We start from the raw sequence: 24456 nt of genomic DNA on the forward strand, positions 1-24456 counted from the left end.
GAAAAAATCTTTTCAGGTTTGAACTGAAAAGTGTAGCTAAAATTTATATAAAATAGGATGGAGGATGAAAGGTAGCATTTGAAACCGAAATAGGTTTAGTATCGAAAGAATCAAAAAGCTTTGCTTGTGATTCGATTAGTGCTACTAATTTGAAGTTATTTATGGATGAACTCTGAATGTAAACAACTTCTGCTTTTTCTTTCAGGTTGTTTTGCATTCTTTTTTCGTTATCAGAATACTTTTTTAAACTTTTTTGAAGTTCGCATCGACCGTTACAGCTGTTAAAAACCATTTTTCGTTGTACACAGATGGTTTTTGAAATTTCTTCCTGGTTTAATTTGAATGAGGTATAAACAAAAAAACTGCCAAAAGATGGCACTAAAAGCATGCAGGAAAGAAATATGATGAAAATTCGCTTCAAAGCTTTTTTATTGTTTACGATTGCAAAAGTACTCTTTATTCAATTTAGAAAGAATAAATATTAGATTTTTAGCAAAAAAAATCCGCAATTACAAAGTAGTTGCGGATTTTCTATTTAAGATGTAAATATTATTTCACAAGAACCCATTCGCCAGAAGCGATTAAAGATTCTGCTTTTTTAAATTTCATTTCTTCAGTTTTGCCTGTAGCAACTTCCTGAACTGTTACAGTATCATTACGGTTGATTTTTGGCATATCTCTAACAATCGTTTCTGTAACCTGACGTTGTTGTGTTTCTCCAGCTTCACGATTGATATCTTCGCTGTTAACAATTTCATCTTTACTTAATTTGAAATTTTCTTTTTGACGAACTTCTCTTGCTTCGTGAATTTCTGAAGTAACGTTTTGAGCTGGTAAATCACCTTTAAACAAGAATGAAATTACTTCTTTGTTAACGTTGTCCAACATTCCTCTAAACAAATTGAAAGCTTCTAATTTGTAAATAAGCAACGGATCTTTTTGTTCGTGAACGGCTAACTGAACAGATTGTTTCAATTCATCCATTTTGCGTAAATGTTTTTTCCAGGCCTCATCAACAATAGAAAGAGTGATGTTTTTCTCGAAATCAGCAATTAACTGAGCACCTTCGCTTTCGTAAGCTTTTTTCAAGTCAGTTACGACATTCAAAGTTTTGATTCCGTCAGTAAATGGAACTACAATACGCTCAAAATGATTGTTTGGCTCTTCGTAAACTCCTCTAATGATAGGGAAAGCTTCTCTTGCGCTTCTTTCTGTTTTTTCGGTGTAAAAAGCCAGAGCTTCTTTGTATACTTTTCCTGTAATTTCGACATCTGATAATTTCGTAAAATCAGTTTCAGAAATTGGAGAAGTGATTCCGAAATAACGAATCAAATCAAAATCAAAAGTTTTAAAATCGTTTGCTGCTTTATTGTTGCTTACGATTAATTCGCAAGTATCATAAAGCATATTGGCAATATCCAGTTTTAAACGCTCACCAAACAATGCATGACGACGACGTTTATAAACTACTTCACGTTGAGAGTTCATAACGTCATCATATTCTAATAAACGTTTACGAACACCAAAGTTATTTTCTTCTACTTTTTTCTGAGCACGCTCAATAGATTTGGTCATCATAGAATGCTGAATAACTTCACCTTCCTGTAATCCCATTCTATCCATTACTTTTGCCACTCTTTCAGAACCAAATAAACGCATTAAGTTGTCTTCAAGAGAAACGTAAAATTGAGAACTTCCCGGATCTCCCTGACGTCCTGCGCGACCACGTAACTGTCTGTCAACACGACGAGAATCATGACGTTCTGTACCCACGATTGCTAAACCTCCGGCAGCTTTTACTTCTGGAGATAATTTAATATCGGTACCACGACCAGCCATGTTTGTAGCAATAGTTACAACACCGGCTTTACCAGCTTCTTCAACGATTTGTGCCTCTTGTTTGTGCATTTTAGCATTCAAAACGTTATGGGTAACGCCTCTCATTTTCAACATACGGCTTAATAACTCTGAAATCTCTACAGAAGTTGTACCAATTAAAACTGGTCTTCCTGCGTTTGATAATTCAGTTACATCTTCAATTACAGCGTTGAATTTTTCACGTGTCGTTTTGTAGATATAATCTTCTTTGTCTTGTCTTGACATCGGACGGTTGGTTGGAATTTCAACAACATCCAATTTATAAATCTGCCACAACTCGCCAGCTTCTGTAACGGCTGTACCAGTCATACCACCCAATTTGCTGTACATTCTGAAATAATTCTGTAATGTAACAGTTGCAAAAGTTTGTGTAGCAGCTTCGATTTTTACATTTTCTTTAGCCTCAATAGCCTGATGTAAACCGTCAGAATAACGACGACCATCCATGATACGACCTGTTTGCTCATCGACAATCATGATTTTGTTGTCCATGATTACATATTCTACATCTTTTTCAAAAAGAGCGTATGCTTTTAAAAGTTGAGTAAGAGTATGAATACGCTCGCTTTTTACTCCAAAATCCTGGAATAATCTTTCTCTTGCTTCCGCTTCCGCGTCTTTATCTAATTTTTGTTTTTCAATAGCAGCAATTTCAGTTCCAATATCCGGAAGTACGAAAAAGTCAGCATCAGTATCTCCAGAAAGGTATTGAATACCATTATCAGTCAATTCTACCTGATTGTTTTTTTCTTCAATTACAAAATACAAAGCTTCATCTACTTTGTGCATTTCGCGATTGTTATCCTGCATGTATTGGTTTTCGGTTTTTTGAAGCAATTGTTTGATTCCTTCTTCACTCAAAAATTTAATTAATGCTTTATTTTTAGGTAAACTTCTGTAAGCTCTCAATAATAAGAATCCACCTTCTTTAGTGTTTCCTTCTTTGATTAATTTTTTAGCTTCAGCTAAGAAACCATTTGCTAACTGACGTTGTTGTGCAACTAAGTTTTCGATTTTTGGTTTCAGTTCATTAAACTCATGACGATCTCCCTGCGGTACCGGTCCTGAAATAATAAGTGGCGTTCTTGCATCATCAATCAATACAGAATCGACCTCATCGACAATTGCGTAGTTATGTTTTCTTTGTACAAGATCGCTTGGCGAATGTGCCATGTTATCTCTTAAGTAGTCAAAACCAAATTCGTTGTTGGTTCCGTAAGTGATATCGGCGTCGTATGCTTTTTTTCTTTGTTCTGTACTTGGCTGGTGATTATCGATACAATCAACAGTTAAACCATGAAATTCGAATAAAGGTGCTTTCCATGTACTATCACGTTTTGCCAAATAATCATTCACAGTTACTAAGTGAACTCCGTTTCCGGTTAAAGCATTTAAATATAACGGAAGTGTAGCAACCAAAGTTTTACCTTCACCTGTTTGCATTTCGGCAACTTTACCTTCGTGTAAGACCATACCACCAATTAACTGAACATCATAATGAATCATGTCCCAGGTAATTTCTTTACCGGCAGCATTCCATTTATTAGCCCATGTTGCTTTGTCACCCTCAATAGTGATGTATGTTTTAGTAGCCGAAAGTTCGCGGTCTTTTGCAGTTGCAGTAACTTCGATAAAAGAATTGTCTTTAAAACGACGCGCCGTTTCTTTAACAACAGAAAATGCTTCAGGAAGAATTTCCAATAAAGTTTTTTCTGAAATTTCATAAGCTTCTTTTTCAAGAGCATCTATTGCATCATAAAGATCTTCTCTCTTATCGATGTCTTCGATGTTTTCTACTTCTGCTTTAAGCGAAGCAATTTTAGCATCTTTATCAGCTCTGGCTTCTTTTATCTTTTCCTTAAAATATGCGGTTCTGGCTCTTAATTCGTCGTGAGACAAACTCATTAAACTAGTTTCGAATGTTTTAATTTTGTTTAAATAAGGTTGTAAAGCTTTGACATCTTTCTGTGATTTATCACCTACAAAGACTTTTATAATACTGTTTATGAAACTCATGATTTATTGTATTTCTATTATATGTAAATGTTGTATTTAGAACCAAAAAAAAGCCTCTGTGATGAGACTTTTTCCTTTGGTTTATTTTTTAATATTCATCCTCATTCCAAAGATAATCTTCGTCTGTTGGATAATCAGGCCAAATTTCTTCCATTGATTCGTATATCTCACCTTCGTCCTCGATAGATTGAAGATTCTCTACTACTTCTAACGGAGCACCAGCTCTAATAGCGTAGTCAATAAGTTCGTCTTTGTTAGCAGGCCATGGCGCATCACTTAAATAAGATGCTAATTCTAATGTCCAATACATCTGTTATCTTGTTTAGTTTGTGCAAAAATAAATTTTTTACTGAAAAAGACAAGTAAATTTTGATTTATTTTAGTAAAATTTAAGAACGTCTCTTGTTAAATTCCAATATTTAAACTCCAAATTCCAAAAATATTCTTGAAATCTCAGTATTTAAATTCCAAATTCCAATATTTGGAACTGTAATTTGTGATCTTAAAATTAAAAGAATTTTAATTTCTTTTAATTGGAATTTGGGATTTCAAAAATTGGAATTTTAAGAAAATTTATTTTCTAGGTATCCACTTTACTTCATCCGCTTTTAAGTCAAACGACAACTTCCGTGCCAAGACAAAAAGGTAGTCAGAAAGTCGGTTTAAGTACATGATTGCGATTTCAGGAACGTGTTCATTATGGCTTAAATGAACTGCCAAACGCTCTGCACGACGGCATATGCAGCGTGCTATATGACAATGTGACACGGTTGGATGTCCACCCGGTAAAACAAAATGAGTCATTTGAGGAAGACTTTCTTCCATTTTGTCAATTTCATTTTCTAATAATTCAATATCAGTATCAATTATTCCAAGGTTTTTTAATCGAAGTTCTCCATTCTTTAAAACCTCTTTTTCTTGTGGAGTTGCCAAAATAGCGCCAACCGTAAAAAGTCGATCCTGGATTTCGATTAAAATAGTTTTATAATGCGAATCGATTTCCTGATCACGAATGAGACCTATATAAGAGTTTAATTCATCAACGGTTCCATAACTATCAATTCTGATATGATCTTTAGGAACACGAGTGCCTCCAAAAAGAGCCGTTGTTCCTTTATCTCCTGTTTTTGTATATACTTTCATTTTTTTGATTTTAGATTTCTGATTTTAGATTTTAGATTACAGCATTCAATCTGAAATCTAAAATCTACAATCTAAAATTACCTTGTTGTGTCGCTTTCAATTAAGCCATCACGTAAACGGATTACGCGGTGTGCATAAGCAGCAATATCTTCTTCGTGCGTTACCAGAATTACGGTGTTTCCCTGTGCATGAATGTCTCCAAAAAGTTTCATGATTTCTACAGAAGTTTTACTGTCTAGGTTTCCGGTTGGCTCATCGGCTAATATAATAGAAGGTTTGTTGACCAAAGCGCGGGCAATGGCAACACGCTGACGTTGTCCTCCAGAAAGTTGATTAGGCTGATGATCCATCCTGTCAGCTAGATTTACCTGTTTCAAAACTTCTTCAGCCCGTACAGTACGTTCTGATTTTGAATGTCCGGCGTATATCATTGGCAAAGCAACATTATCTAAAGCTGTAGTTCTTGGTAAAAGATTGAAAGTCTGAAATACAAATCCAATTTCTTTATTTCGAATTCCGGCCAATTCATCATCTTTCATTTTGCTTACATCTTTTCCGTTCAAAACATAATGTCCCGAAGTTGGAGTGTCCAAACAACCTAATAAATTCATTAAGGTTGATTTTCCGGATCCTGATGGTCCCATTAAAGCTACATATTCTCCTTTATTAATCTCTAAATTAATTCCTTTCAAAACATAAACAATTTCATTACCAAGTACAAAATTTCGTTTAATGTTTGTTATTTTAATTAATGGATTTGCCATTTCGTTTTACAATTTTGGATTTAAAAGTACAAAACACTTTTCAATAATATAATAAGTAGTGTTTAATTGATTTTTGTTACAAGATTAAAATTGGTAAAATGACTAATAAGCTTACTTAATTATTATTTATTAAAAAGTATAAACCAATACAAGAAAATGTTGTTATATGATTTTAGATTGTTTTTATATAATTATCATATTTTTCATTTTATATTAAATTATTTTTATTTTAAGTATTAATTTTTTAGTAATTATGTATAATAATTCGAATATTTAACTATATTTGTTGTAATAACTTTTAAAATCAAAATTATGAAAAATATACAAATTGTATCAGGAATTGCATTAATTGCACTAGGTTTTGCGTCATGTAAAGATGAAAAACAGGAACAGGCTAAAAAAACAATCGACTCATATGTAACATATGTAGATTCAGTAAAGAATGTGGCGGCAGATGATTTAAAAGCCGATTGGAAAGATGTTGAGGCTGAATACAACAGAAGAGCAGAAAATGCACAATTGGCTCTTGCAGATATTAAAGATAATGCAGCTGAGACCGAAAGAATAAATGCCAGCAAAATGAAATATGAAGAATTCAAAACTGGAATGGCAGCAACTCTCGCACCTCCTGTAAGTGCAAAACAACAATTACGTAATGCGTTGTTTGGTGAAGGAAAAATTGGTGATGATATGAGTTTTGCCTGGGTAAATGCTCAAAATATTCATAGTGTATATCAACAATTTGTACATACTGTAGAAGACAATAAAGACAGTTATTCTCGTGAAGACTGGGATGAAATTAAATTGATGTATGAAGCGCTTGACAGCCGTAAAAATACCGTTGAAAAAGAAGGACTTTCATCTGAAGATAACAGAAAAATTGCCGGTTTAAAAATAAAATTTGCCCCAATGTATACTGTTAACAGAATGGGAGCCAAATCTGAAGAAACAGCAGCAGCTAAAAAATAGGTTATTAGTTTAAATTCGATTTGAAAAATGGCAATCAGAAATGGTTGCCATTTTTTTATGCCCTAATTGTAAAATGCTCTTTTTCCTGTTCCCTTCTAAAGAAAACAAATCCCCACTGAAAAGTATCAATGGTTACAATTACTTTTGGATGGTTTTTTATGATTTCCCAGGCTTCTTCCATTTCTGCCGACCAGTGAATGTCATCAAATATCCAAACAGAATCATTGTCTATTGTTGGTAATAAAAGTTCAAAGTAGGCTAAAGTTGCTTTTTTAGAATGATTACCGTCGAAGTATATTAAATTGAAATTCTCAGTCTCAGTTTTCAGTCTCACTTGCAGATCTTCAAAATAGCTTTCAAATTCTGTAACTACGTTTTCAACATTTTTACAATCAAATTCAGTTAATTGATTTTTAGCAACATTTGCAGTTTCCGGACAACCTTCAAGTGTAATAAGTTTGGCCTTTGGATAACCTAATGCGAGGGCAGAAGTTGCTAATCCTAATGAAGTTCCGATTTCGAGAATATTTTTAGGCTCAAAATAACGAGTTACGCGGAATAATAATTCTGCTCGTTTTGAAGAAATTCCGGCAGTTGATGCAATTTTTGAAATCTGTCTTTTATTCGATTTAAAAACTCTTGAACCAGCACCAAAATCTGTAACTTCTATGAGATTTTTATTTCGAAGAAGAGATTTTCTGTAGTTTTTTAAAATAGAATATTCTGGTTTTGACTTTTTATCATAAAAACATTTCGTCAATAAATTAAATACAAATGGCGAATGAACGGCATGTTCGTTTTTAGAATGCCAAAGAAATTTTAAGTATGATTTTATGATGTGCAACATGATCTATTTCACAAAGATTCATAAAGAAAAGAGAAGATTCACAAAGAAAAAATAAAGTTTAGTGTAACTCTGTGTTTTTCTTTGTGCATCTCTGTGGAATAATCTTATCCCTCAATTTTAGCTGATAATTCAAACCAGCGTTCTTCTTTCTGATCTATTTTATTAATGATATTTTGTAATTCGTTTGCTTTTTTCTCGATATCGGCGTCAGCTACCTTACCATCAGAGAATAATTGTTCGATTTTAGTTTTTTCGATTTCTAAATCTTTAATTTCTCTTTCCAGTTTTTGATATTCTTTTTGTTCGTTGAAAGTTAAATTTCCTGTTGGATTATTTTGTTTCCAATCTTTCTTTTCAGCTTTGTTTTCTTCTTTTTGAGCAACATCAGCACTATCTTCATAAGCTCTAAAATCAGAATAGTTTCCTGGAAAACTTTCAATTTCGCCATTGCCTCTAAAAACAAATAAATGATCTACAATTTTATCCATAAAATAACGGTCGTGGGAAACCACTAATAAACAGCCCGGATAATCTAAAAGAAAACTCTCCAGAACGTTTAGCGTTACAATATCCAAATCGTTTGTAGGCTCATCAAGAATTAAAAAGTTTGGATTCTGAATTAAAACCGTACACAAATACAAACGTTTTAATTCTCCTCCACTTAATTTTTCGACAAAATCGTATTGTTTTTTAGCATCAAAAAGAAAACGCTCCAACAATTGTGAAGCCGAAATCATTCTGCCTTTTGCAAGCGGAATAAATTCTCCGTATTCTTTAATAATATCAATTACACGCTGATTTGGTTTCGGGTTGATTCCGCTTTGCGTATAATAGCCCACTTTTATAGTTTCGCCTTTTACAACTCTTCCGCTGTCAAGAGGGATTGTTCCGGTAAGAAGATTTAAAAAAGTAGATTTTCCGGTTCCATTTTTACCGATAATTCCGATACGTTCTCCACGCTGAAAATCGAAACTAAAATTATCCAGAATAACGTGATCTTTGAATTTTTTTGAAATTTTGTGAAGCTCGATAATCTTGCTTCCCATACGTTCCATATTAATTTCAAGTTCGACTTTATTTTCAAGACGACGACTTTGTGCTTTTTCTTTAATTAAATAAAAATCATCCTGACGCGATTTTGATTTTGTCGTTCTCGCTTTTGGTTGGCGACGCATCCATTCTAATTCTTTTACAAATAAGTTTTTAGCTTTGTCAACACTTGCATTTTCAGAAGCAATTCGTTCTTCTTTTTTCTCTAAATAATAAGAGTAATTTCCTTTATATTGATAAAGTTTTCCATTATCCAATTCAATGATTTCATTACAAACACGCTCTAAAAAGAAACGGTCGTGTGTAACCATAAACAACGTAATGTTTTCTTTTGCAAAATAACTTTCAAGCCATTCGATCATTTCAAGATCTAAGTGGTTGGTTGGCTCATCCAGAATCAATAAATCCGGACGATTAATTAAGATAATCGCCAATGAAAGACGTTTCTTTTGTCCACCCGAAAGATTTTTTACTTTAAGTTTAAAATCTTCCAGTTTTAGTTTGAATAGAATTTGCTTGTATTGCGTTTCAAAATCCCATGCATTATGCTGATCCATTCCGTCAAAAGCTTTCTGATATGCTTCTTCGTCGTCTGGGTTTTCAAGCGCTTTTTCGTAAGCTTCAATTATTTTCAAAGTTTCATTATCTGAAGCAAAAATGCTTTCTTCGATCGTCAGTTCTTCTTGTAAATTATTATCTTGAGAAAGAAATGCCATTCTAATTCCTTTTCTCAAAACAACTTGTCCTGTATCTGGTTCGTCCAAACCATTAATAATACTCATAATAGTTGTTTTTCCAGAACCATTTTTGGCAATAAAAGCTATTTTTTGGTCTTTATTAATACCAAATGAGATGTTGTCAAATAAGGTTCTTTCACCAAAAGACTTCGAGATATTTTCGACAGATAAGTAATTCACTTTGTAAAATATGAGTTATAAATTATAAGTTCTGAATGTTTTACAAAACGGAACTTTTTTGCAAAAGTAAGTTATTATATCTCGATTTGCGAATTATTTATGGAGATAGGAATTCAATATTGGACTTAAGTCAAAATAATGAATTTGCTGCGGCGTATTTAGAACAGGTTTTCGAATCAAAGATTCATTTGTTAAGTAATAATGTAAACCATCTTTTGTGGTAATTCCTTCGATTTGATGAAAAGAAAGTTGAAGTTCAATTTTTCTCTTATTACCGGATAGAAAATCATGATTTTTAAAATCATATAATAAGTATAAAAAAGATTTTCCCATTTTTGAATATCCGCAAAGCGCAATCAATTTTTTGTCTTCTATATACGTGGCTCCGGTCACTAATCCTTTAATATCGAGACTGTCTTTGAATTGTGCAATATAATTTCCTGATTGTTTTGGTAAAACATAAATACTGGTTTTTGTAGATTCCCATTGTTTGGTAAACAAGTAAATGCTGTCTTTTGAAACGATAAAAGCTTCACAATCAAAATTTGTTGTGTTATGTTTTTTTAAACTGAAATCACTTTGGTCTGAATACCTAAATGAAATAGTTTCGATAATTGGAGTTTCTTCTAAAAATGATTTTTTTTCTATTTTTAGAATATGTAAATCAGTTCGGTTTCCGGAATAATTATTACCAAAATCACCAATATATAGATATGAGCTGTCTTGTGATATTTCTTCCCAGTCATGATTTACAACTTTGTCTAAAACAACTTTTTTTGAATTTTTCCTAAAGAATCTAATCCGTAAATCGTTTTGTCATGGTCATCATTATGTGTCCATAATAAATTATCGAAAGCAATTATTCCTGATGTTTCCCTTATCGAATCGCTTAGTTTAATAGAGTATTGAGATCGTATTTTTAGGCTTTTATACAAACAACTTCCGTCATTTTCTACAGCCATGGGATTGTAATTCTTGGAAAAAGAGTCCATACATCCGATAATTTGACCGTTTGTCGATGTAAAAATCAAAAATAAATAGAATGTTAATGTTTTCATTACTAGGTTTCTACTTTTTATTTTAAATATAAATGTAAAATAATTATAATTTTTTTATTTTTTTCAGTTTGTAAGAATACGATGTTTTTTATTTATAGTGTATTTTTTTTAGGTAAAATTATGATAAATAAAAATATTACGTTTTAATTATATCAAAATAAGGCATTTCCTTCATTTTGATTTTTTATGGCAATTTTGATGTATTATTTTTGCAAGAAAATAATGCGTATATTAGTCTTAGAATTGAATTATTTATTTGATTTTTAGTAAATTGACATCTATTATTTAAAGATTGTCTTTGTTTTTTGTGTCTTCTTACAATTTCTAACTCATGATAAAAAATGTGAGTTGGAATAGCGAAGCTGTACAAACAGGTTATGGTAATTAAAATTCTATTAACTAAAAAAATGTAAAATTATGAAAGTAGGAATCACCTTTAGTGCTTTTGATTTATTGCATGCCGGACACATTAAAATGCTGGAAGAAGCTAAACAGCAATGTGACTATTTGATTGTAGGTTTGCAGACGGATCCAACGTTGGATCGCCCGGAAAAGAATCGTCCAACACAAACAGTTGTTGAGAGATATATACAGCTAAAAGGTTGTAAATTTGTAGATGAAATAGTTCCCTACGCAACCGAACAAGATTTAAATGACATCTTAACATCCTTTAAAATTGATGTCAGAATTTTAGGTGATGAGTACAAAGAAAAGGATTTTACCGGACGTACTTATTGCGAAGAAAAAGGGATTGAATTATTTTATAATGTACGCGATCATCGTTTTTCTAGTAGTGGCTTGCGAAAGGAAGTGGCTTTTAGAGAATTATCAATCGCTAAATAATTTTTGAAATAGACGAATGAATAAAAACACGAAAATTTATATTGCAGGTCATAAAGGTATGGTCGGAAGTGCCATCTGGAGAACTTTATCAGAAAATGGATTTAGTAATTTAATTGGTGCTTCGAGTAAAGAATTAGATCTTAGAAATCAACAAGCAGTTCGCGATTTCATTAAAAAAGAAAATCCTGAAGTTATTATTGATGCGGCGGCACGTGTTGGCGGAATTTTAGCAAACAATGATTTTCCATATCAATTTATTATGGAGAATATGCAAATTCAGAATAATTTAATTGACTCTGCATTACAAAATGACGTTGATAAATTTATTTTTCTGGGCAGTTCTTGTATTTATCCAAAATTAGCTCCACAACCATTAAAGGAAGAGTACCTGCTTACAGATACTCTTGAGCCAACAAATGAGTGGTACGCTATTGCGAAAATTACAGGCGTAAAAACATGCCAGGCTATTAGAAATCAATTCGGGAAGGATTATGTAAGTCTTATGCCCACAAATTTATATGGAACATATGATAACTTTGATTTAAACACTTCTCACGTTTTGCCTGCCATGATAAGGAAATTTCATGAAGCAAAAGAAAATAATCACGCACCGGTAACCCTTTGGGGAAGTGGTTTACCAATGCGTGAATTTTTATTTGTAGACGATATGGCCAAGGCAGTAGTTTTTGCCTTAGAAAATAAATTACCGGATTATTTATATAATGTTGGGACAGGCGAAGATTTGACAATTAAGGAATTAGCCGAGATAATTCAGGAAATTACAGGTCACAAAGGAGAAATTATTTGGGATTCTACCAAACCAGACGGGACACCAAGAAAATTAATGGATGTTTCTAAAATGCATGAATTGGGATGGAAACATCAGGTTGATTTAAAAGATGGAATTCAAAAGACATACAACTGGTTTTTAGAAAACACGGAAAATTTTAAACAGGTAAAATTATAATAGATTAAATAGATCTAAAATCGTTTGATATAGAAAAAATATGAAAGTAGCATTTATTACAGGAGTAACAGGCCAAGACGGCGCTTATTTAAGTGAGTTTTTATTAAAAAAAGGATATAAAGTTCATGGACTAAAAAGACGTTCTTCATTATTTAATACTGATCGTATTGATCATTTATATCAGGATCCACATGTAGACCACCGCAATTTTTATTTGCACTATGGAGATATGACTGATAGTACGAATTTAATTCGTTTGATCAAGGAAATTCAACCAGATGAAATTTATAATTTGGCAGCAATGAGCCACGTAGCCGTTTCTTTTGAAACACCTGAATATACTGGAAATGCTGACGGATTAGGAACGTTACGAATTTTAGATGCTGTTCGTTTATTAGGTATGGAAAAAAGGTTCGTATTTATCAAGCTTCAACATCTGAACTATACGGAAAAGTTCAGGAAGTACCTCAATCTGAAAAAACACCTTTTTACCCACGTTCGCCTTATGCAGTAGCAAAAATGTATGCTTTTTGGATTACAGTAAATTATCGTGAGGCTTATGGTATGTATGCTTGTAATGGTATTCTGTTTAATCATGAATCTCCAATTCGTGGAGAAACTTTTGTTACGAGAAAAATTACAAGAGCTACAGCCAGAATTGCATTAGGGTTACAGGATAAATTATATCTTGGAAATTTAGATGCAAAACGAGATTGGGGACATGCTAAGGATTATGTTCGCATGATGTGGATGATTTTGCAGGCTGATGAACCAGAAGATTGGGTAATTGCAACAGGTAAAACTACAGCAGTAAGAGATTTTGTACGTATGAGTTTTGCTGAAGTAGGTGTAGAACTTGAATTTAAAGGAGAAGGAGCAGAGGAAAAAGGATATGTAAAAGCATGTAATAATCCTGAATTTCAAATAGAGATAGGCAAGGAAGTACTTGCTGTTGACCCTAAATATTTTAGACCTACAGAAGTTGATTTATTAATTGGAGATCCTACAAAAGCAAAAACCAAACTAGGCTGGGAGTGTAAATATGATTTACAAAGTCTTGTACAGGATATGATGCAAAGTGATTTGAAGCTAATGCAGAAGGATCAATATTTGAAAGATGGAGGCTACAGAACGTTAAATTATTTTGAGTAGTCAAATTACCGAAAAAGTATTTTATTTAGGAGTTGTTTTAATCATCGGTATTTATCTATGGCAGTAAATCAATTAAAGGTTGGTGCATTACTATCTTATGTTGTACTAATACTAAATAATATAGTAGGGCTTGCATATACCCCATTTATGCTACGTATGATGGGGCAAAGTGAATATGGTTTGTATTCTTTAGTAGCCTCCGTTATAGCGTATTTAACGATACTTGATTTTGGGTTTGGAAATGCAATTATCAGGTATACTTCTAAATTTAGAGCTCAGGACAAATTAGATGAGCAATTTTCCATGTTTGGAATGTTTATAATTCTATATTCGATTATTGGAGTAATTGCTTTCATTGCAGGATTGTGTTTGTACTATAATGTAGATTCTATGTTTGGTAAAACAATGACGATTGAGGAACTGGGCAAGGCTAAGATTATGATGCTTCTAATGGTATTTAATATAGCTTTTACGTTTCCATTAAGCATTTTTGGTGCTATTATTACTGCTTATGAAGACTTTATTTTTCAAAGAATTATCCAGATTGTTCGAATAATACTCAACACAGGTGTTATGATCCTATTGTTAAAAATTGGTTATAAGGCAATCGCTATTGTAGTTGTCACGACCATTTTTAATTTAGTGACGTTGTTGATTAATTATTTCTATTGTAGGTATAAAATAAAAATAAAAATATACTATAAGAAAGTTGATTGGAGTTTCTTAAAAGAGGTTGCATTGTATTCATTTTATATCTTCTTAAGTATGATTATGGATCGTATTTATTGGGGCACAGGGCAATTTATATTGGGTATGTATGTTGGTACAGCTGCCATTGCTGTCTTTTCAATCGCTATTTCACTACAAAATATGTATATGAGCTTTTCAGCTTCAATTGCAAATGTGTTTTTACCTAAAATCACAAAAATGATTACCGAAGGACAATCTGAAAAAACCATTTCAGATTTGTTTATAAAGACCGGAAGAATTCAATTTATTATTATTTCATTTGTTTTGGTGGGTTTTATTATTTTCGGGCAACAATTTGTTGTTCTGTGGGCTGGTAAAAGCTATGTTGAGGCCTATATAATAGCATTATTGTTTTTTATTCCCTTGACAGTTCCATTAATACAAACAATAGGGATTACTATTCTGCAAGCTCGAAACCAAATGAAATTTAGATCATTACTTTATATCTGGATTGCTTTTTGTAGCCTTGGATTGCAATTTTTACTTGCGAAAAAATATGGTGGAATAGGTGTGGGAATAGGAATTTCATCAGGTTTGTTTTTAGGGCAAATTGTAATAATGAACATTTATTATTATAAAAAACAAAAAATTGATATCCCTTACTTTTGGAAAGAGATTGCTAAAATGTCTATTGTTCCTTTAATTTTAGGCGCGTCCGTATATTATTTATCTACATTTTTTATTATAAATACAATCATGGATTTGTTATTAGGAATAGTACTTTTTAGCATTGCTTATATACCACTTTTCTGGATATTTAGTATGAATAAATTTGAGAAAGATCTATTTGGAGGCCCATTAAAAAAACTTTTTTGAGAAGATGAAGCTTATAATATTAGCTTAAAGAAAAAATAAAATTGTTGTAATACTTAAATATATTAAAAGAGAAAATGAGTAAAATTTATCTATATTGGTTTAATAAAAAAGGAAAATTCGGAAACTTTGGAGATGAGTTAGGGCCGTATATCATACAAAAACTCTCAGACAAAGAAGTTTATCAAGTACCTATACCAAGAAGCTCAATTAAGTTAATCCTTGCTTATATAAAAGCAGTTTTTTATAAATATCACAGTATAAATATATTTAAATCTGTTTTAAAGACACTATTCCTAAATGGGAAGTATATCATATCTGTTGGTAGTATAATTGGCTGGGGAAGTGGGAAACGAATAGTTTGGGGAAGTGGTATTTTATTTGCAAATGAAAAAGTTGACAATGGAACATTTCTAGCTGTTAGAGGTAAATATACTCAGAACAGATTAAAAGAATTGGGATATAATTATCCTGAAGTTTTTGGTGATCCGGCTTTACTTTTGCCGTTAGTATATCCGGTGACTTTGACAAAAAAATATAAATTAGGATTGGTTCCTCACCATACGCAATTTGAGCATTTTGCTCATTTTGAAGATAAATTCGGCATAAAAGTAATTAACTTAATTGGTGATGTCGAATCTATAATTGATGATTTTGCCAGCTGTGAAACTATTATTTCTTCATCACTTCATGGTGTTATTGTGGCACATGCCTATAAAATTCCGGCTTTGTGGTATGAATATCCTAAAATAAAATGGCATGGTGAAAATATTAAATTCTTGGATTATTTTTCTTCTGTTGATATTGATGAATATGCACCATTTCCTTTAAAAGAGAGTGATTCGTTTGATGTAGATAGTGAAATAGAGAATGTTCAGAGAAATCTTGACAAGGCTAATATTAATATGGATTTAAAAATTATTCAGGACAAACTTATTGCTGTAGCTCCATTTAGTGTATTGCCAAAATTTGCTAATCAGCTTTAATTGATAAAACGATTCTATAAAATTGATTAAATAAAGTAAAGAAATAAGTAAATGAGATTTAGATATGATATTGGATTCCTACGGGCATTAGCCGTTTTTATAGTTGTTTTTTTCATTATAAAATACCGTTTTTTCAGGGTGGTTTTATTGGGGTTGATATTTTTTTGTGATAAGTGGTTTTCTTATGACCAGTATAATTTTAAAGGGTTTTGACAGAGATTTTTTCTCTATTAAAGATTTTTATATAAGACGTTTTGAAAGAATTGTTCCTGCACTAGCAGTAATGATGCTTTGTGTTTTAATAATAACATTTTTTATTTATTTTCCTGTCGATTTAAAGCAGGTCTCTGTATATACATTTTTTTCAGGTTTATTTTTATCAAATTATTATTACTTATTTAATTCAGATTATTTTGATGCCTCTTCACAAACCAACATATTATTACATACTTGGTCACTTTCTGTAGAATGGCAGTTTTACATAATTTATCCACTTTTTTTAGTACTATTAAAAAAGTTTTATCTTAAGAGAAAAAAGGAATTTAACGCCATATTTCTAGCTATTACTTTCTTTTCTTTTCTTTTGGTAATTGTTTTTAATAATTTTTTGCCATCCTCTTATAGCAAAATCAGCTTTTTTTCATTTACTCATAGAGCCTGGGAAATGATGTTTGGCGGGATGGCATTTTTATACAAAGATTTTTTTGAAAACAAAATATCAGATTTTTTAAAAATATATTGATTGGTCTGAGTATTATCGTTATTGCGATTAGTATCATTTGTTTAAATGAAACTTACTCCTGGCCTTCCTCGTTAACACTTTTACCCGTAATTGGAACTTTTCTGGTGATTGCTTTAAATAAGGAATATAATTTTTATAAAAATTCAACTATACAGTATATAGGAAATATTTCTTACTCTTGGTATTTGTGGCATTGGCCTATATGTGTTATAGCAAGATACTTTGATTATAAAGGTGTTGAGGTAACAGCATTGTTGATAATTATTTCTTTGCCATTGGCTAGCATATCTTATGAGTTTATTGAAAAAAGGTCTAAACTTATCTCTTTGAAAAAGATGATTATAGGCTCTTCATTTGTTATTCTTATTTCTTTAATTGGAATTTTTGCAACTCCAAATAAATACTTGTTTTCTAAAGACGCAGTGTTACTTTCAGAATATAAAGATCATTATGATGAAAACAGGAGAAAACAATTTCATTCTGGTGTATGTCATAATGTTAGTAAAGTAGATTATAAAAAATGTTTATGTATAAACGTAAAAAAGAAAAATATTTTATTGTTGGGCGATAGTCATGCCGGGCAATTTTCACTCTCTTTTAGAAAAAAGTTAGATAGTACAAAATTTAACTTTATGGAACATACAGTTGTTGGCAGTTTCCCGTTGATTAATGCAAAAGGAGAGAAAAGAGCATCTCGACAATTTAAAAGCATATTTAATAAATTTATTGTAGAACATAAAAGCAATATTGATGTGATCTTACTTTCATGTAATTGGATGAATTACCCTAATTCAGCGGGATATACTTCTAATGAAGAATTAGTTAATGATGTTAATGCTACAATTAATGAGTTGAAAAAAATGGGAATAAAAAAAGTTCTCGTCATGGGGCAGGGAGAAGAGTACAATATTGATTATCCAAGAGTTATTGCATTTAATTTAGAAGGGAAACTTGGGAAATCATATGTAAATCAAGAATCAGTGATATTAAACAATGATTTAAAAAAACTCGTTCCGCCGGAAAACTATATTAATATTTTTTTAGACAATAAAATTAAGCATTATGATCCCGTAAACAAAGTACCCTACATGTTTGATGATGATCACATGACGATTTACGGAGCCGATCAGATTGTTGATCTCTTACTTAAAAAAATATTTTTTAATATGGGGAAAAGAAAAATTGCTTTTATTTTATACCAGTTTGGTGTAATATCTGGTAGATCAAATGGTGTAAGAAGCCAGGCATTATCGGCTTGTAACATTTTGAATGAATTTGGTGATGAATGTATTTTAATAAACGGATGGGAGCATTATGATTGGAAATCATTTGATGCAATTCATATTTATGGTTATGATACTGCTATACATACTTTTGTTAAAACATTATCATTTAAAAATCCAAATATATTTATATCGCCAATTATAGATTCTACTAAGCCATATTCTATTTATAAATGGGCAACCTTTAATGGTTTTGAAAAATTAAGATTATACAGTAATAATTATGCATTGCGTAAAGCGCTACATTTAGTAAAAGGAGTATGTGCCAGAAGCGAACATGAAGCTAAATTTTATAAAGAATCTTTTGGAATCGATTCGAAAAAAGTTTTTAACATACCGCTATCTTATGGTGTAGAAGCGCCAGAAAATATTCAAAGTATTTTAGAAAGAAAAGAAAATTTTTGTTTTCATTTAAGTTCTCTTTATCAGGATAGAAAAAATGTAATTAGATTAGTTGAGGCTGCAAAAAAATATAACTTTAAACTTGTTCTTGCAGGCAATAAAGGTAGTGATACGGAATTCTTAAAAATTCAACAAGCCATCGGTAATGCAACGAATATAAAGGTTTTAGGGTTTGTGTCTAATGAAGAATTAAAAAAATATACTCAAAGGCAAAAGTTTTTGCGCTTCCAAGTACAAATGAAGGAGTGGGGATAGTTGCTATGGATGCTGCTGTTTACGGATGTAATATTGCAATGACTAACCTTAAGGGACCAGTAGAATATTATCCAAATATTAAAACAGTAGAAATCTTAAACCCATATAATATTGATGATATCGGTGAGAAAATTGTTAAACTTCTTAAGGAAAATAATGATGAAAAACTTTATCAGTATATGCTTTTAAATTTTTCTGCAAAGAGTATCTATTTTAAATTGAAAAATATGTACGATGGTTGTAACTAGACGAGGTAAAACTAATAGCATCAAAATTAACGGTTCGAAATTTAACCTAATATTGAACGTGTTTTTTCTATTATTGAATTAATCCTTAATGATAAAAGCAGAAAATTTCACCTATCTAGGTATTGCATTGTCTCTTATTGGAGTGCCATTAGGCATGTATTTTAATTATTTATTTCCTTTTGTTAAATGGTCACCGATATTTATGTTTCTATCTGTGATCCTTATAATATCATATAAGAATTTATTTTTAGGAAAGTTACCATCGTATAATAAATGGTTTACGATTCTAATTGCCTTCCAATTACTAATGCTTATTTATGGCTTACCTTCCGATAAATTAACTTTCCAATATATAAGCTTTCATGGTTATATTATTTTTCTAGTATTTGCGCTAGCCAGTAATAAAAACGATGTGTCATATGACAAAATTATATTGTTTACTTTTTACGTTTCAGCATTGTGCACATTTTTTGGGGCGTATTTTATTTGGAAAGGTCTTGTAACTGGTGATGAAGCTTGGCAATTAAGACAAGATCAACAAGATTATGCCCTTGAAGCCTTTACAATAGCTAATGGTGCAATAATTAATTACACTAGTATTTTATGTTTGCGTTTCAAAAATAAATTTGTTAAGATTTTATTATTGCTTGTATTTGCATTAGATATTTACGTTCTGTTTATGTCTACAAAAAGAACACCGGTATTCGTTGCTATAATCATAGCAATATTGTATTTATATCGAACTGGTTCTGTAAATAAAGCCTTAGTTCTTAAATATTTTAAGATTCTATTATTGATAATTGTTGGTTTTGTGGTTGCTTATATTAATATTGAAGCCTTACAAAAAATCATCGATAAATTTGCATATGATTTCTATAGTGGAGTGCTTAATATCTTAGGAAATACAGATATTAGAGACACTTCCGGTTCTGCGATTGCAAGATATAGAAGCAGGGAGTGGGCCTATAATTACATAGATAATAATTTTGACTTTTTTAATTACATCTTCGGAGGAGGCTATATGACCCGATGGCTTGATAACCCTCTTTTACAATCTTATCTGGATATGGGCATATTTGGTTTTATTATGTATGTATTGCTAATATTGGTTTTTCCAATCAAAAATTATTTCAAAATAAACAATATTCTTACACTTTTTGCTTTTCTACTATGTATATACAATATAATGGCATCTATTAGTTCAGGTAATCCATATCTTTATATGAAGCACATTCCTGTTGTATTTTTAGTTTTTACATTGAATTTAAAAGAGAAGAAGTATATAATAACATAGATACATTATCAAGTTTTTAGGGTTAATATAATTTTAAATAGAAAAGTAAAATATCACTACATTAATTGAATGAAAAATCTAATAATAGTTTATCATTATATAGCCCACTATCGTGTGCCTATTTTTAAAGAATTAGCTAAATCAAATGAGTTTGATCTTAAAATTGTTACAGGTTTTGAAACTGATGCAAGAATTAAAATAGCATTAGAAAATGATCTTCATAATAATAAAATCAATTTTCATAAGGTAAAAAACATTTGGCTATTCAGAAATTTGTTTCTATATCAAAAAGGACTGCTAAAATATATTTTGAAAAGAGATAACAAAACATTTATTTTTTAGGAAATCCATATTTTTTATCTACTTGGACTGCGATTATTTTGTGTAAATTTTCAGGAAAAAGAGTTCTTATTTGGACTCATGGTATTACAAAAGAAATAAATGGTTTAAAACTGCTTGTTTACAAAACATTATGGATGTTGTCAGATGATATATTATTATATGGCAATTATGCTAAAAAGCAAATGATTTCTAAAGGTATAGATCCTAAAAAAATGCATGTTATATATAATTCATTGGATTATAATAAACAAGTTGAAGTAAGGAATAAATTAGATAAATCGGATGTCTATAGAAACCATTTTAATAATGATTTCCCTGTAGTTATTTTTTCAGGAAGATTGAATAAAGTTAAAAGATTAGAATTAATACTTGAATCTCAAAAAGTATTACATGATAGAAATGTTTTTTTTAATGTAATTTTTGTTGGCGATGGTCCAGAAATAGTTAAACTTAAAGAAATTGTTAATGATTATAATCTGGATAATTTTAATTGGTTTTTTGGCTCATGTTACGAAGAGTCCAAAATGGGGGAATTATATTTCAATGCTGATGTTTGCTTAGCACCAGGAAATGTTGGACTCACAGCCATGCATTCTATGGTTTATGGAACACCAGTAATTACTCATTCAGATTATTCACAGCAAATGCCTGAATTTGAATCAGTAGAAAAGGGAGTTACAGGAGATTTTTTTGAAAAAGATAATATTGATGACTTAGTTTTAGTATTACATAAGTGGCTAAATAAAACCCATACAGAAAAGGTAGAAATAAGTAATTATTGTATTAACGTTATTGATGAAAAGTATAATCCGATTGTACAAAAAAATTAATAACTAAAGTATTAAACAATGAAGTTGTATAGTTTTTTAAAGAAAAATATAAAGCATTTCGGATGTACTACATAAGGTTTAAATTTAATTTAACTGACGTACATTCTACATTTTATGTAGGAAAAAAATGTTATATCGGGAAAAATTTTAAAGCAGGAGCATATTCTTACGTAGGAAATAGAAGTATAATATATCCAAATGTTACTTTAGGGGAATATTCAATGATTGCCGGCGATGTTAAGATATTAGGAGGGGATCATACTTTTAATCATCCTGGAATACCAATTATTTTTTGTGAAAGAGGCGTTTTGGAAAAAACTGTAATTGGTAAAGATGTTTGGGTAGGTTCAAGTTCTATTATATTAACAGGAATTACTATCGGCGATGGAGCTATTGTTGCCGCAGGCTCCGTTGTAACAAAAAACATTGAACCGTACGCTATTGTAGGTGGTGTTCCAGCTAAATTTATTAAATATAGATTTGAAAATGATGAAGAAAGATTGATACACAGTAAATTTCTTTCAAAAAAATCAATCAAATTAATTTTACAGATTCTGATTTATGTGCTAATAAACCCGATCATGCTTTAAACTCTCTTTGAAAAATTATCTAACCAAATTACTAAATAATGAAAACGTTTTTTGTTTTAGAGTGATGAATTTTTAATCAAATTGTAGTTTAATCATAATTCAAGAGAAATAGTTTTTCAAGAAAATTAATAATAGAAATAAAAAATGAATTTAAAAGTTATTATTCCTAAGTATATACCCCAGTTAATGTTTTTATTATTAATCCCTGTTTATATGTATGATTGGTATAGATATGTTAGATATTCTGGAGCTACAGGATTAAAAGGTAAAAATAAATTGTTAGGTCGTATTGTAGCTGACTATCATGTATTAGAAAAAGGACTTACCATGGCAGATACGCGATTAGGATTCGGTAGAGCACGTGTTATTGATTTGATGAGTTATTGTAGTCTATTTGTCAAAACTTATGGTTATTGCGATGGTCAGGTGCATCATGCAGTTTCAACTATATTGGAATACAAATATTTTCATATGAAAGCGAATTATAGATTAGATGAAGAGTTATTAAATGAGATAAATAGATTCGAAATTCAGTATAAAGATATTTTACCAAGTCAACAACAAATTATATCTAAAGATTTTTACTTTAAAGACATTGAAAATGATTTTGAATTATTTTCTAACTCAAGAAGAAGTATTCGCAACTATTCTGAAAAAGAACTTGACGTTAAATTGATTGAGCAGGCTATTTCATTAGCACGTAACGCACCATCCGTATGTAATAGACAGTCAATTAGAGTTCATGTATTTTCAGATAAGGAAACGGTTCAAAATATGTTGAAAGTTCAGGCTGGTAATCGGGGTTTTGGCCATCTTGCAGATAAAGTCATTGCTGTAACTGCTGAATTAGGAGCTATGCATGGCCTGTTTGAACGCAACCAGGCTTTTGTAGATGGAGGTATTTGGTCAATGAACCTTTTATATGCGTTGCATTACTACAAAATAGCTGCGTGTCCATTAAACTGTAGTAATTCTATAAAAAAGGACAAGCTTTTAAGAAAATATGGGAAAATAGGAGAATCAGAAACATTTATAATGTTAATTAGTATTGGTAATATAGCAGATACTTTCAAAATTGCATCTTCTCCTAGAAAACCGGTAGAGGAAATAGCTAGTTTTCATTAAGAAATAAATAAATAAAATAAATTATAAAGAGTATTTATGAAAAAAATAGGAATTATAACCATTCTAAATGTAAATAATTATGGGGCAGAGTTGCAAGCTTTTGCCTTACATCATAAACTCAAAATAATGGGATATGATAATGAAGTAATTAATTATTTATATTATAAAAACCCTAAATACATAAAGGAATCTTTGTCCTCTCCGTTAGTTAAAGTTAAAAAGATTAATAAAATAAAAGATTTTATTTTAAAATGGATTGATATCTTTAGTAGGATAACAAATCCAAAACTATCAAAAACGAGGCGCGCTCGTTTCGATAGTTTTCATAAAGAAAATACAGATTTGTCAAAAGTATACAATAGTTACTCCTTTTTGTATAATACTGACTTACAATACGATACGCTGATTGTGGGCAGCGATCAGGTATGGAACCCAAATAACGGGACAAATTTAGACCCTTATTTTTTAACATTTGCGAAATCCGGAGTAAAAAAATCTCATATGCATCAAGTTTTGGCGTTAGTGATATAAATCCAGTTTTACATAATCAATATAAAAAATGGTTGAATAATATTGATTTTCTAGCTACGCGGGAACAGGATGGAGTCAATATTATTAAAAAAATTACAGAAAGAGAAGCAACTCATGTAGTAGATCCTACACTTTTGTTGACAAAAAAAGAATGGGAAGGACTTATGGTACCTTATGAAAGTAATGAGCCCTATATTCTTTTATTCATTTTTAAAAATTCAAAGTATGTTACTGATTTTGCTTTGGATTTACAGAAAAAAACAGGCTACAAAATTATTAGAATTTGTAAAAATGAGATGCGGGTTGAATCGGATAATAAGATATTAAATATTCGGGATTTTGGTCCATTAGAATTTTTGGGACTTTATGCGAAAGCATCAATAGTATTAACCACGTCGTTCCATGGTACAGTGTTTTCTTTAATATTTGAAAAACCATTTTATACAATTGCACCTAAAAGTAAAAATAATAACAGTAGACAACAGGGATTATTAAATTTAATTAAACACCCTGAACGACTTATAATGGAAGGCGATACTTTTCCCGATGGAAAATATTTTGACATAGATTTTAAATTAATAAAAAATATTTTAGATGATGAAAGACAGAAATCAATTTTATTTTTAGAGAATGCATTGAAACATAGATTAAGGCTTTAAAA

Annotated in this window: 21 protein-coding genes and 3 pseudogenes; 15 read left to right on the forward strand and 9 right to left on the reverse strand. The window is 30.8% G+C overall.

What is annotated here, in order from left to right; translation table 11 throughout:
- Positions 1-43: 43 nt before the first annotated feature.
- The 5 genes from ACZZZT_RS08635 to ACZZZT_RS08655 all read right to left on the reverse strand — a co-directional run bounded on the left by ACZZZT_RS08635 (position 44) and on the right by ACZZZT_RS08655 (position 5801).
- A complete protein-coding gene (locus ACZZZT_RS08635; protein WP_463460059.1) occupies positions 44-421 on the reverse strand; it encodes a hypothetical protein in 378 nt (125 codons plus the stop codon).
- Positions 422-549: 128 nt separating this feature from the next.
- Positions 550-3894: a preprotein translocase subunit SecA gene (gene secA / locus ACZZZT_RS08640; protein WP_463460060.1), complete on the reverse strand. Its 3345-nt coding sequence runs from the start codon at positions 3892-3894 to the stop codon at positions 550-552.
- A gap of 88 nt (positions 3895-3982) precedes the next feature.
- Positions 3983-4204 carry a DUF2795 domain-containing protein gene (locus tag ACZZZT_RS08645; RefSeq protein WP_007138072.1) on the reverse strand — a complete coding sequence of 74 codons (222 nt, stop codon included), beginning with the start codon at positions 4202-4204 and terminating at the stop codon, positions 3983-3985.
- A 263-nt stretch (positions 4205-4467) separates the two neighbouring features.
- Positions 4468-5037 (reverse strand): cob(I)yrinic acid a,c-diamide adenosyltransferase, encoded by a 570-nt coding sequence (locus tag ACZZZT_RS08650; RefSeq protein WP_463460061.1) that lies wholly within the window; start codon positions 5035-5037, stop codon positions 4468-4470.
- A gap of 77 nt (positions 5038-5114) precedes the next feature.
- The gene (locus tag ACZZZT_RS08655) at positions 5115-5801 is read right to left on the reverse strand and encodes an ABC transporter ATP-binding protein (RefSeq protein WP_463460062.1); all 687 of its coding nucleotides are present in this window, start codon (positions 5799-5801) and stop codon (positions 5115-5117) included.
- A gap of 312 nt (positions 5802-6113) precedes the next feature.
- Here ACZZZT_RS08655 and ACZZZT_RS08660 point away from each other — a divergent pair, with 312 nt between their 5' ends.
- On the forward strand, positions 6114-6770 hold the full coding sequence (locus tag ACZZZT_RS08660) for a DUF6565 domain-containing protein (protein WP_042565190.1): 657 nt from the start codon (positions 6114-6116) through the stop codon (positions 6768-6770).
- Between the two features lie 55 nt (positions 6771-6825).
- On the opposite strand, the gene ACZZZT_RS08665 is transcribed toward ACZZZT_RS08660, so the two are convergent.
- The 4 genes from ACZZZT_RS08665 to ACZZZT_RS08680 form a co-directional block, all read right to left on the reverse strand.
- The gene (locus tag ACZZZT_RS08665; RefSeq protein WP_463460063.1) at positions 6826-7617 is read right to left on the reverse strand and encodes an O-methyltransferase; all 792 of its coding nucleotides are present in this window, start codon (positions 7615-7617) and stop codon (positions 6826-6828) included.
- Positions 7618-7721: 104 nt separating this feature from the next.
- The gene (locus ACZZZT_RS08670) at positions 7722-9584 is read right to left on the reverse strand and encodes an ABC-F family ATP-binding cassette domain-containing protein (protein WP_042565192.1); all 1863 of its coding nucleotides are present in this window, start codon (positions 9582-9584) and stop codon (positions 7722-7724) included.
- 93 nt (positions 9585-9677) lie between these two features.
- Positions 9678-10085 (reverse strand): hypothetical protein, encoded by a 408-nt coding sequence (locus tag ACZZZT_RS08675; RefSeq protein WP_463460064.1) that lies wholly within the window; start codon positions 10083-10085, stop codon positions 9678-9680.
- Positions 10086-10345: 260 nt separating this feature from the next.
- A complete protein-coding gene (locus ACZZZT_RS08680; protein ID WP_463460065.1) occupies positions 10346-10642 on the reverse strand; it encodes a hypothetical protein in 297 nt (98 codons plus the stop codon).
- Between the two features lie 417 nt (positions 10643-11059).
- Here ACZZZT_RS08680 and ACZZZT_RS08685 point away from each other — a divergent pair, with 417 nt between their 5' ends.
- The 14 genes and pseudogenes from ACZZZT_RS08685 to ACZZZT_RS08750 all read left to right on the forward strand — a co-directional run bounded on the left by ACZZZT_RS08685 (position 11060) and on the right by ACZZZT_RS08750 (position 24454).
- The gene (locus ACZZZT_RS08685; protein WP_042565194.1) at positions 11060-11485 is read left to right on the forward strand and encodes an adenylyltransferase/cytidyltransferase family protein; all 426 of its coding nucleotides are present in this window, start codon (positions 11060-11062) and stop codon (positions 11483-11485) included.
- 16 nt (positions 11486-11501) lie between these two features.
- Positions 11502-12452 (forward strand): GDP-L-fucose synthase family protein, encoded by a 951-nt coding sequence (locus ACZZZT_RS08690; RefSeq protein ID WP_463460066.1) that lies wholly within the window; start codon positions 11502-11504, stop codon positions 12450-12452.
- A gap of 40 nt (positions 12453-12492) precedes the next feature.
- Positions 12493-13604 (forward strand): annotated as a pseudogene (gene gmd, locus ACZZZT_RS08695) (GDP-mannose 4,6-dehydratase).
- A 57-nt stretch (positions 13605-13661) separates the two neighbouring features.
- Positions 13662-15170: an oligosaccharide flippase family protein gene (locus ACZZZT_RS08700; RefSeq protein ID WP_463460067.1), complete on the forward strand. Its 1509-nt coding sequence runs from the start codon at positions 13662-13664 to the stop codon at positions 15168-15170.
- A 74-nt stretch (positions 15171-15244) separates the two neighbouring features.
- A complete protein-coding gene (locus tag ACZZZT_RS08705) occupies positions 15245-16153 on the forward strand; it encodes a polysaccharide pyruvyl transferase family protein (RefSeq protein ID WP_463460068.1) in 909 nt (302 codons plus the stop codon).
- 166 nt (positions 16154-16319) lie between these two features.
- On the forward strand, positions 16320-16895 hold the full coding sequence (locus ACZZZT_RS08710; protein WP_463460069.1) for an acyltransferase family protein: 576 nt from the start codon (positions 16320-16322) through the stop codon (positions 16893-16895).
- A 335-nt stretch (positions 16896-17230) separates the two neighbouring features.
- A pseudogene (locus ACZZZT_RS08715) lies at positions 17231-19083 on the forward strand (glycosyltransferase).
- Positions 19084-19171: 88 nt separating this feature from the next.
- Entirely contained in the window at positions 19172-20377 is a 1206-nt protein-coding gene (locus tag ACZZZT_RS08720) for a hypothetical protein (protein WP_463460070.1), read from the forward strand.
- 69 nt (positions 20378-20446) lie between these two features.
- Positions 20447-20719, forward strand: a complete 273-nt coding sequence (locus ACZZZT_RS08725; RefSeq protein WP_463460071.1) for a hypothetical protein — start codon at positions 20447-20449, stop codon at positions 20717-20719.
- A gap of 38 nt (positions 20720-20757) precedes the next feature.
- Positions 20758-21549 carry a glycosyltransferase gene (locus tag ACZZZT_RS08730; protein ID WP_463460072.1) on the forward strand — a complete coding sequence of 264 codons (792 nt, stop codon included), beginning with the start codon at positions 20758-20760 and terminating at the stop codon, positions 21547-21549.
- A gap of 323 nt (positions 21550-21872) precedes the next feature.
- Positions 21873-22037 (forward strand): annotated as a pseudogene (locus ACZZZT_RS08735) (DapH/DapD/GlmU-related protein); the annotation flags it as partial.
- A gap of 246 nt (positions 22038-22283) precedes the next feature.
- Positions 22284-23264, forward strand: coding sequence for a nitroreductase family protein (locus ACZZZT_RS08740; protein WP_463460073.1), 981 nt, complete (start codon positions 22284-22286; stop codon positions 23262-23264).
- A gap of 36 nt (positions 23265-23300) precedes the next feature.
- On the forward strand, positions 23301-23795 hold the full coding sequence (locus tag ACZZZT_RS08745) for a polysaccharide pyruvyl transferase family protein (protein ID WP_463460074.1): 495 nt from the start codon (positions 23301-23303) through the stop codon (positions 23793-23795).
- On the forward strand, positions 23759-24454 hold the full coding sequence (locus tag ACZZZT_RS08750) for a polysaccharide pyruvyl transferase family protein (RefSeq protein ID WP_463462400.1): 696 nt from the start codon (positions 23759-23761) through the stop codon (positions 24452-24454). The genes ACZZZT_RS08745 and ACZZZT_RS08750 overlap by 37 nt, the downstream gene beginning before the upstream one ends.
- The last annotated feature ends 2 nt before the right edge of the window (positions 24455-24456 follow it).

The organism is Flavobacterium sp. AC274 (genome assembly GCF_979258275.1).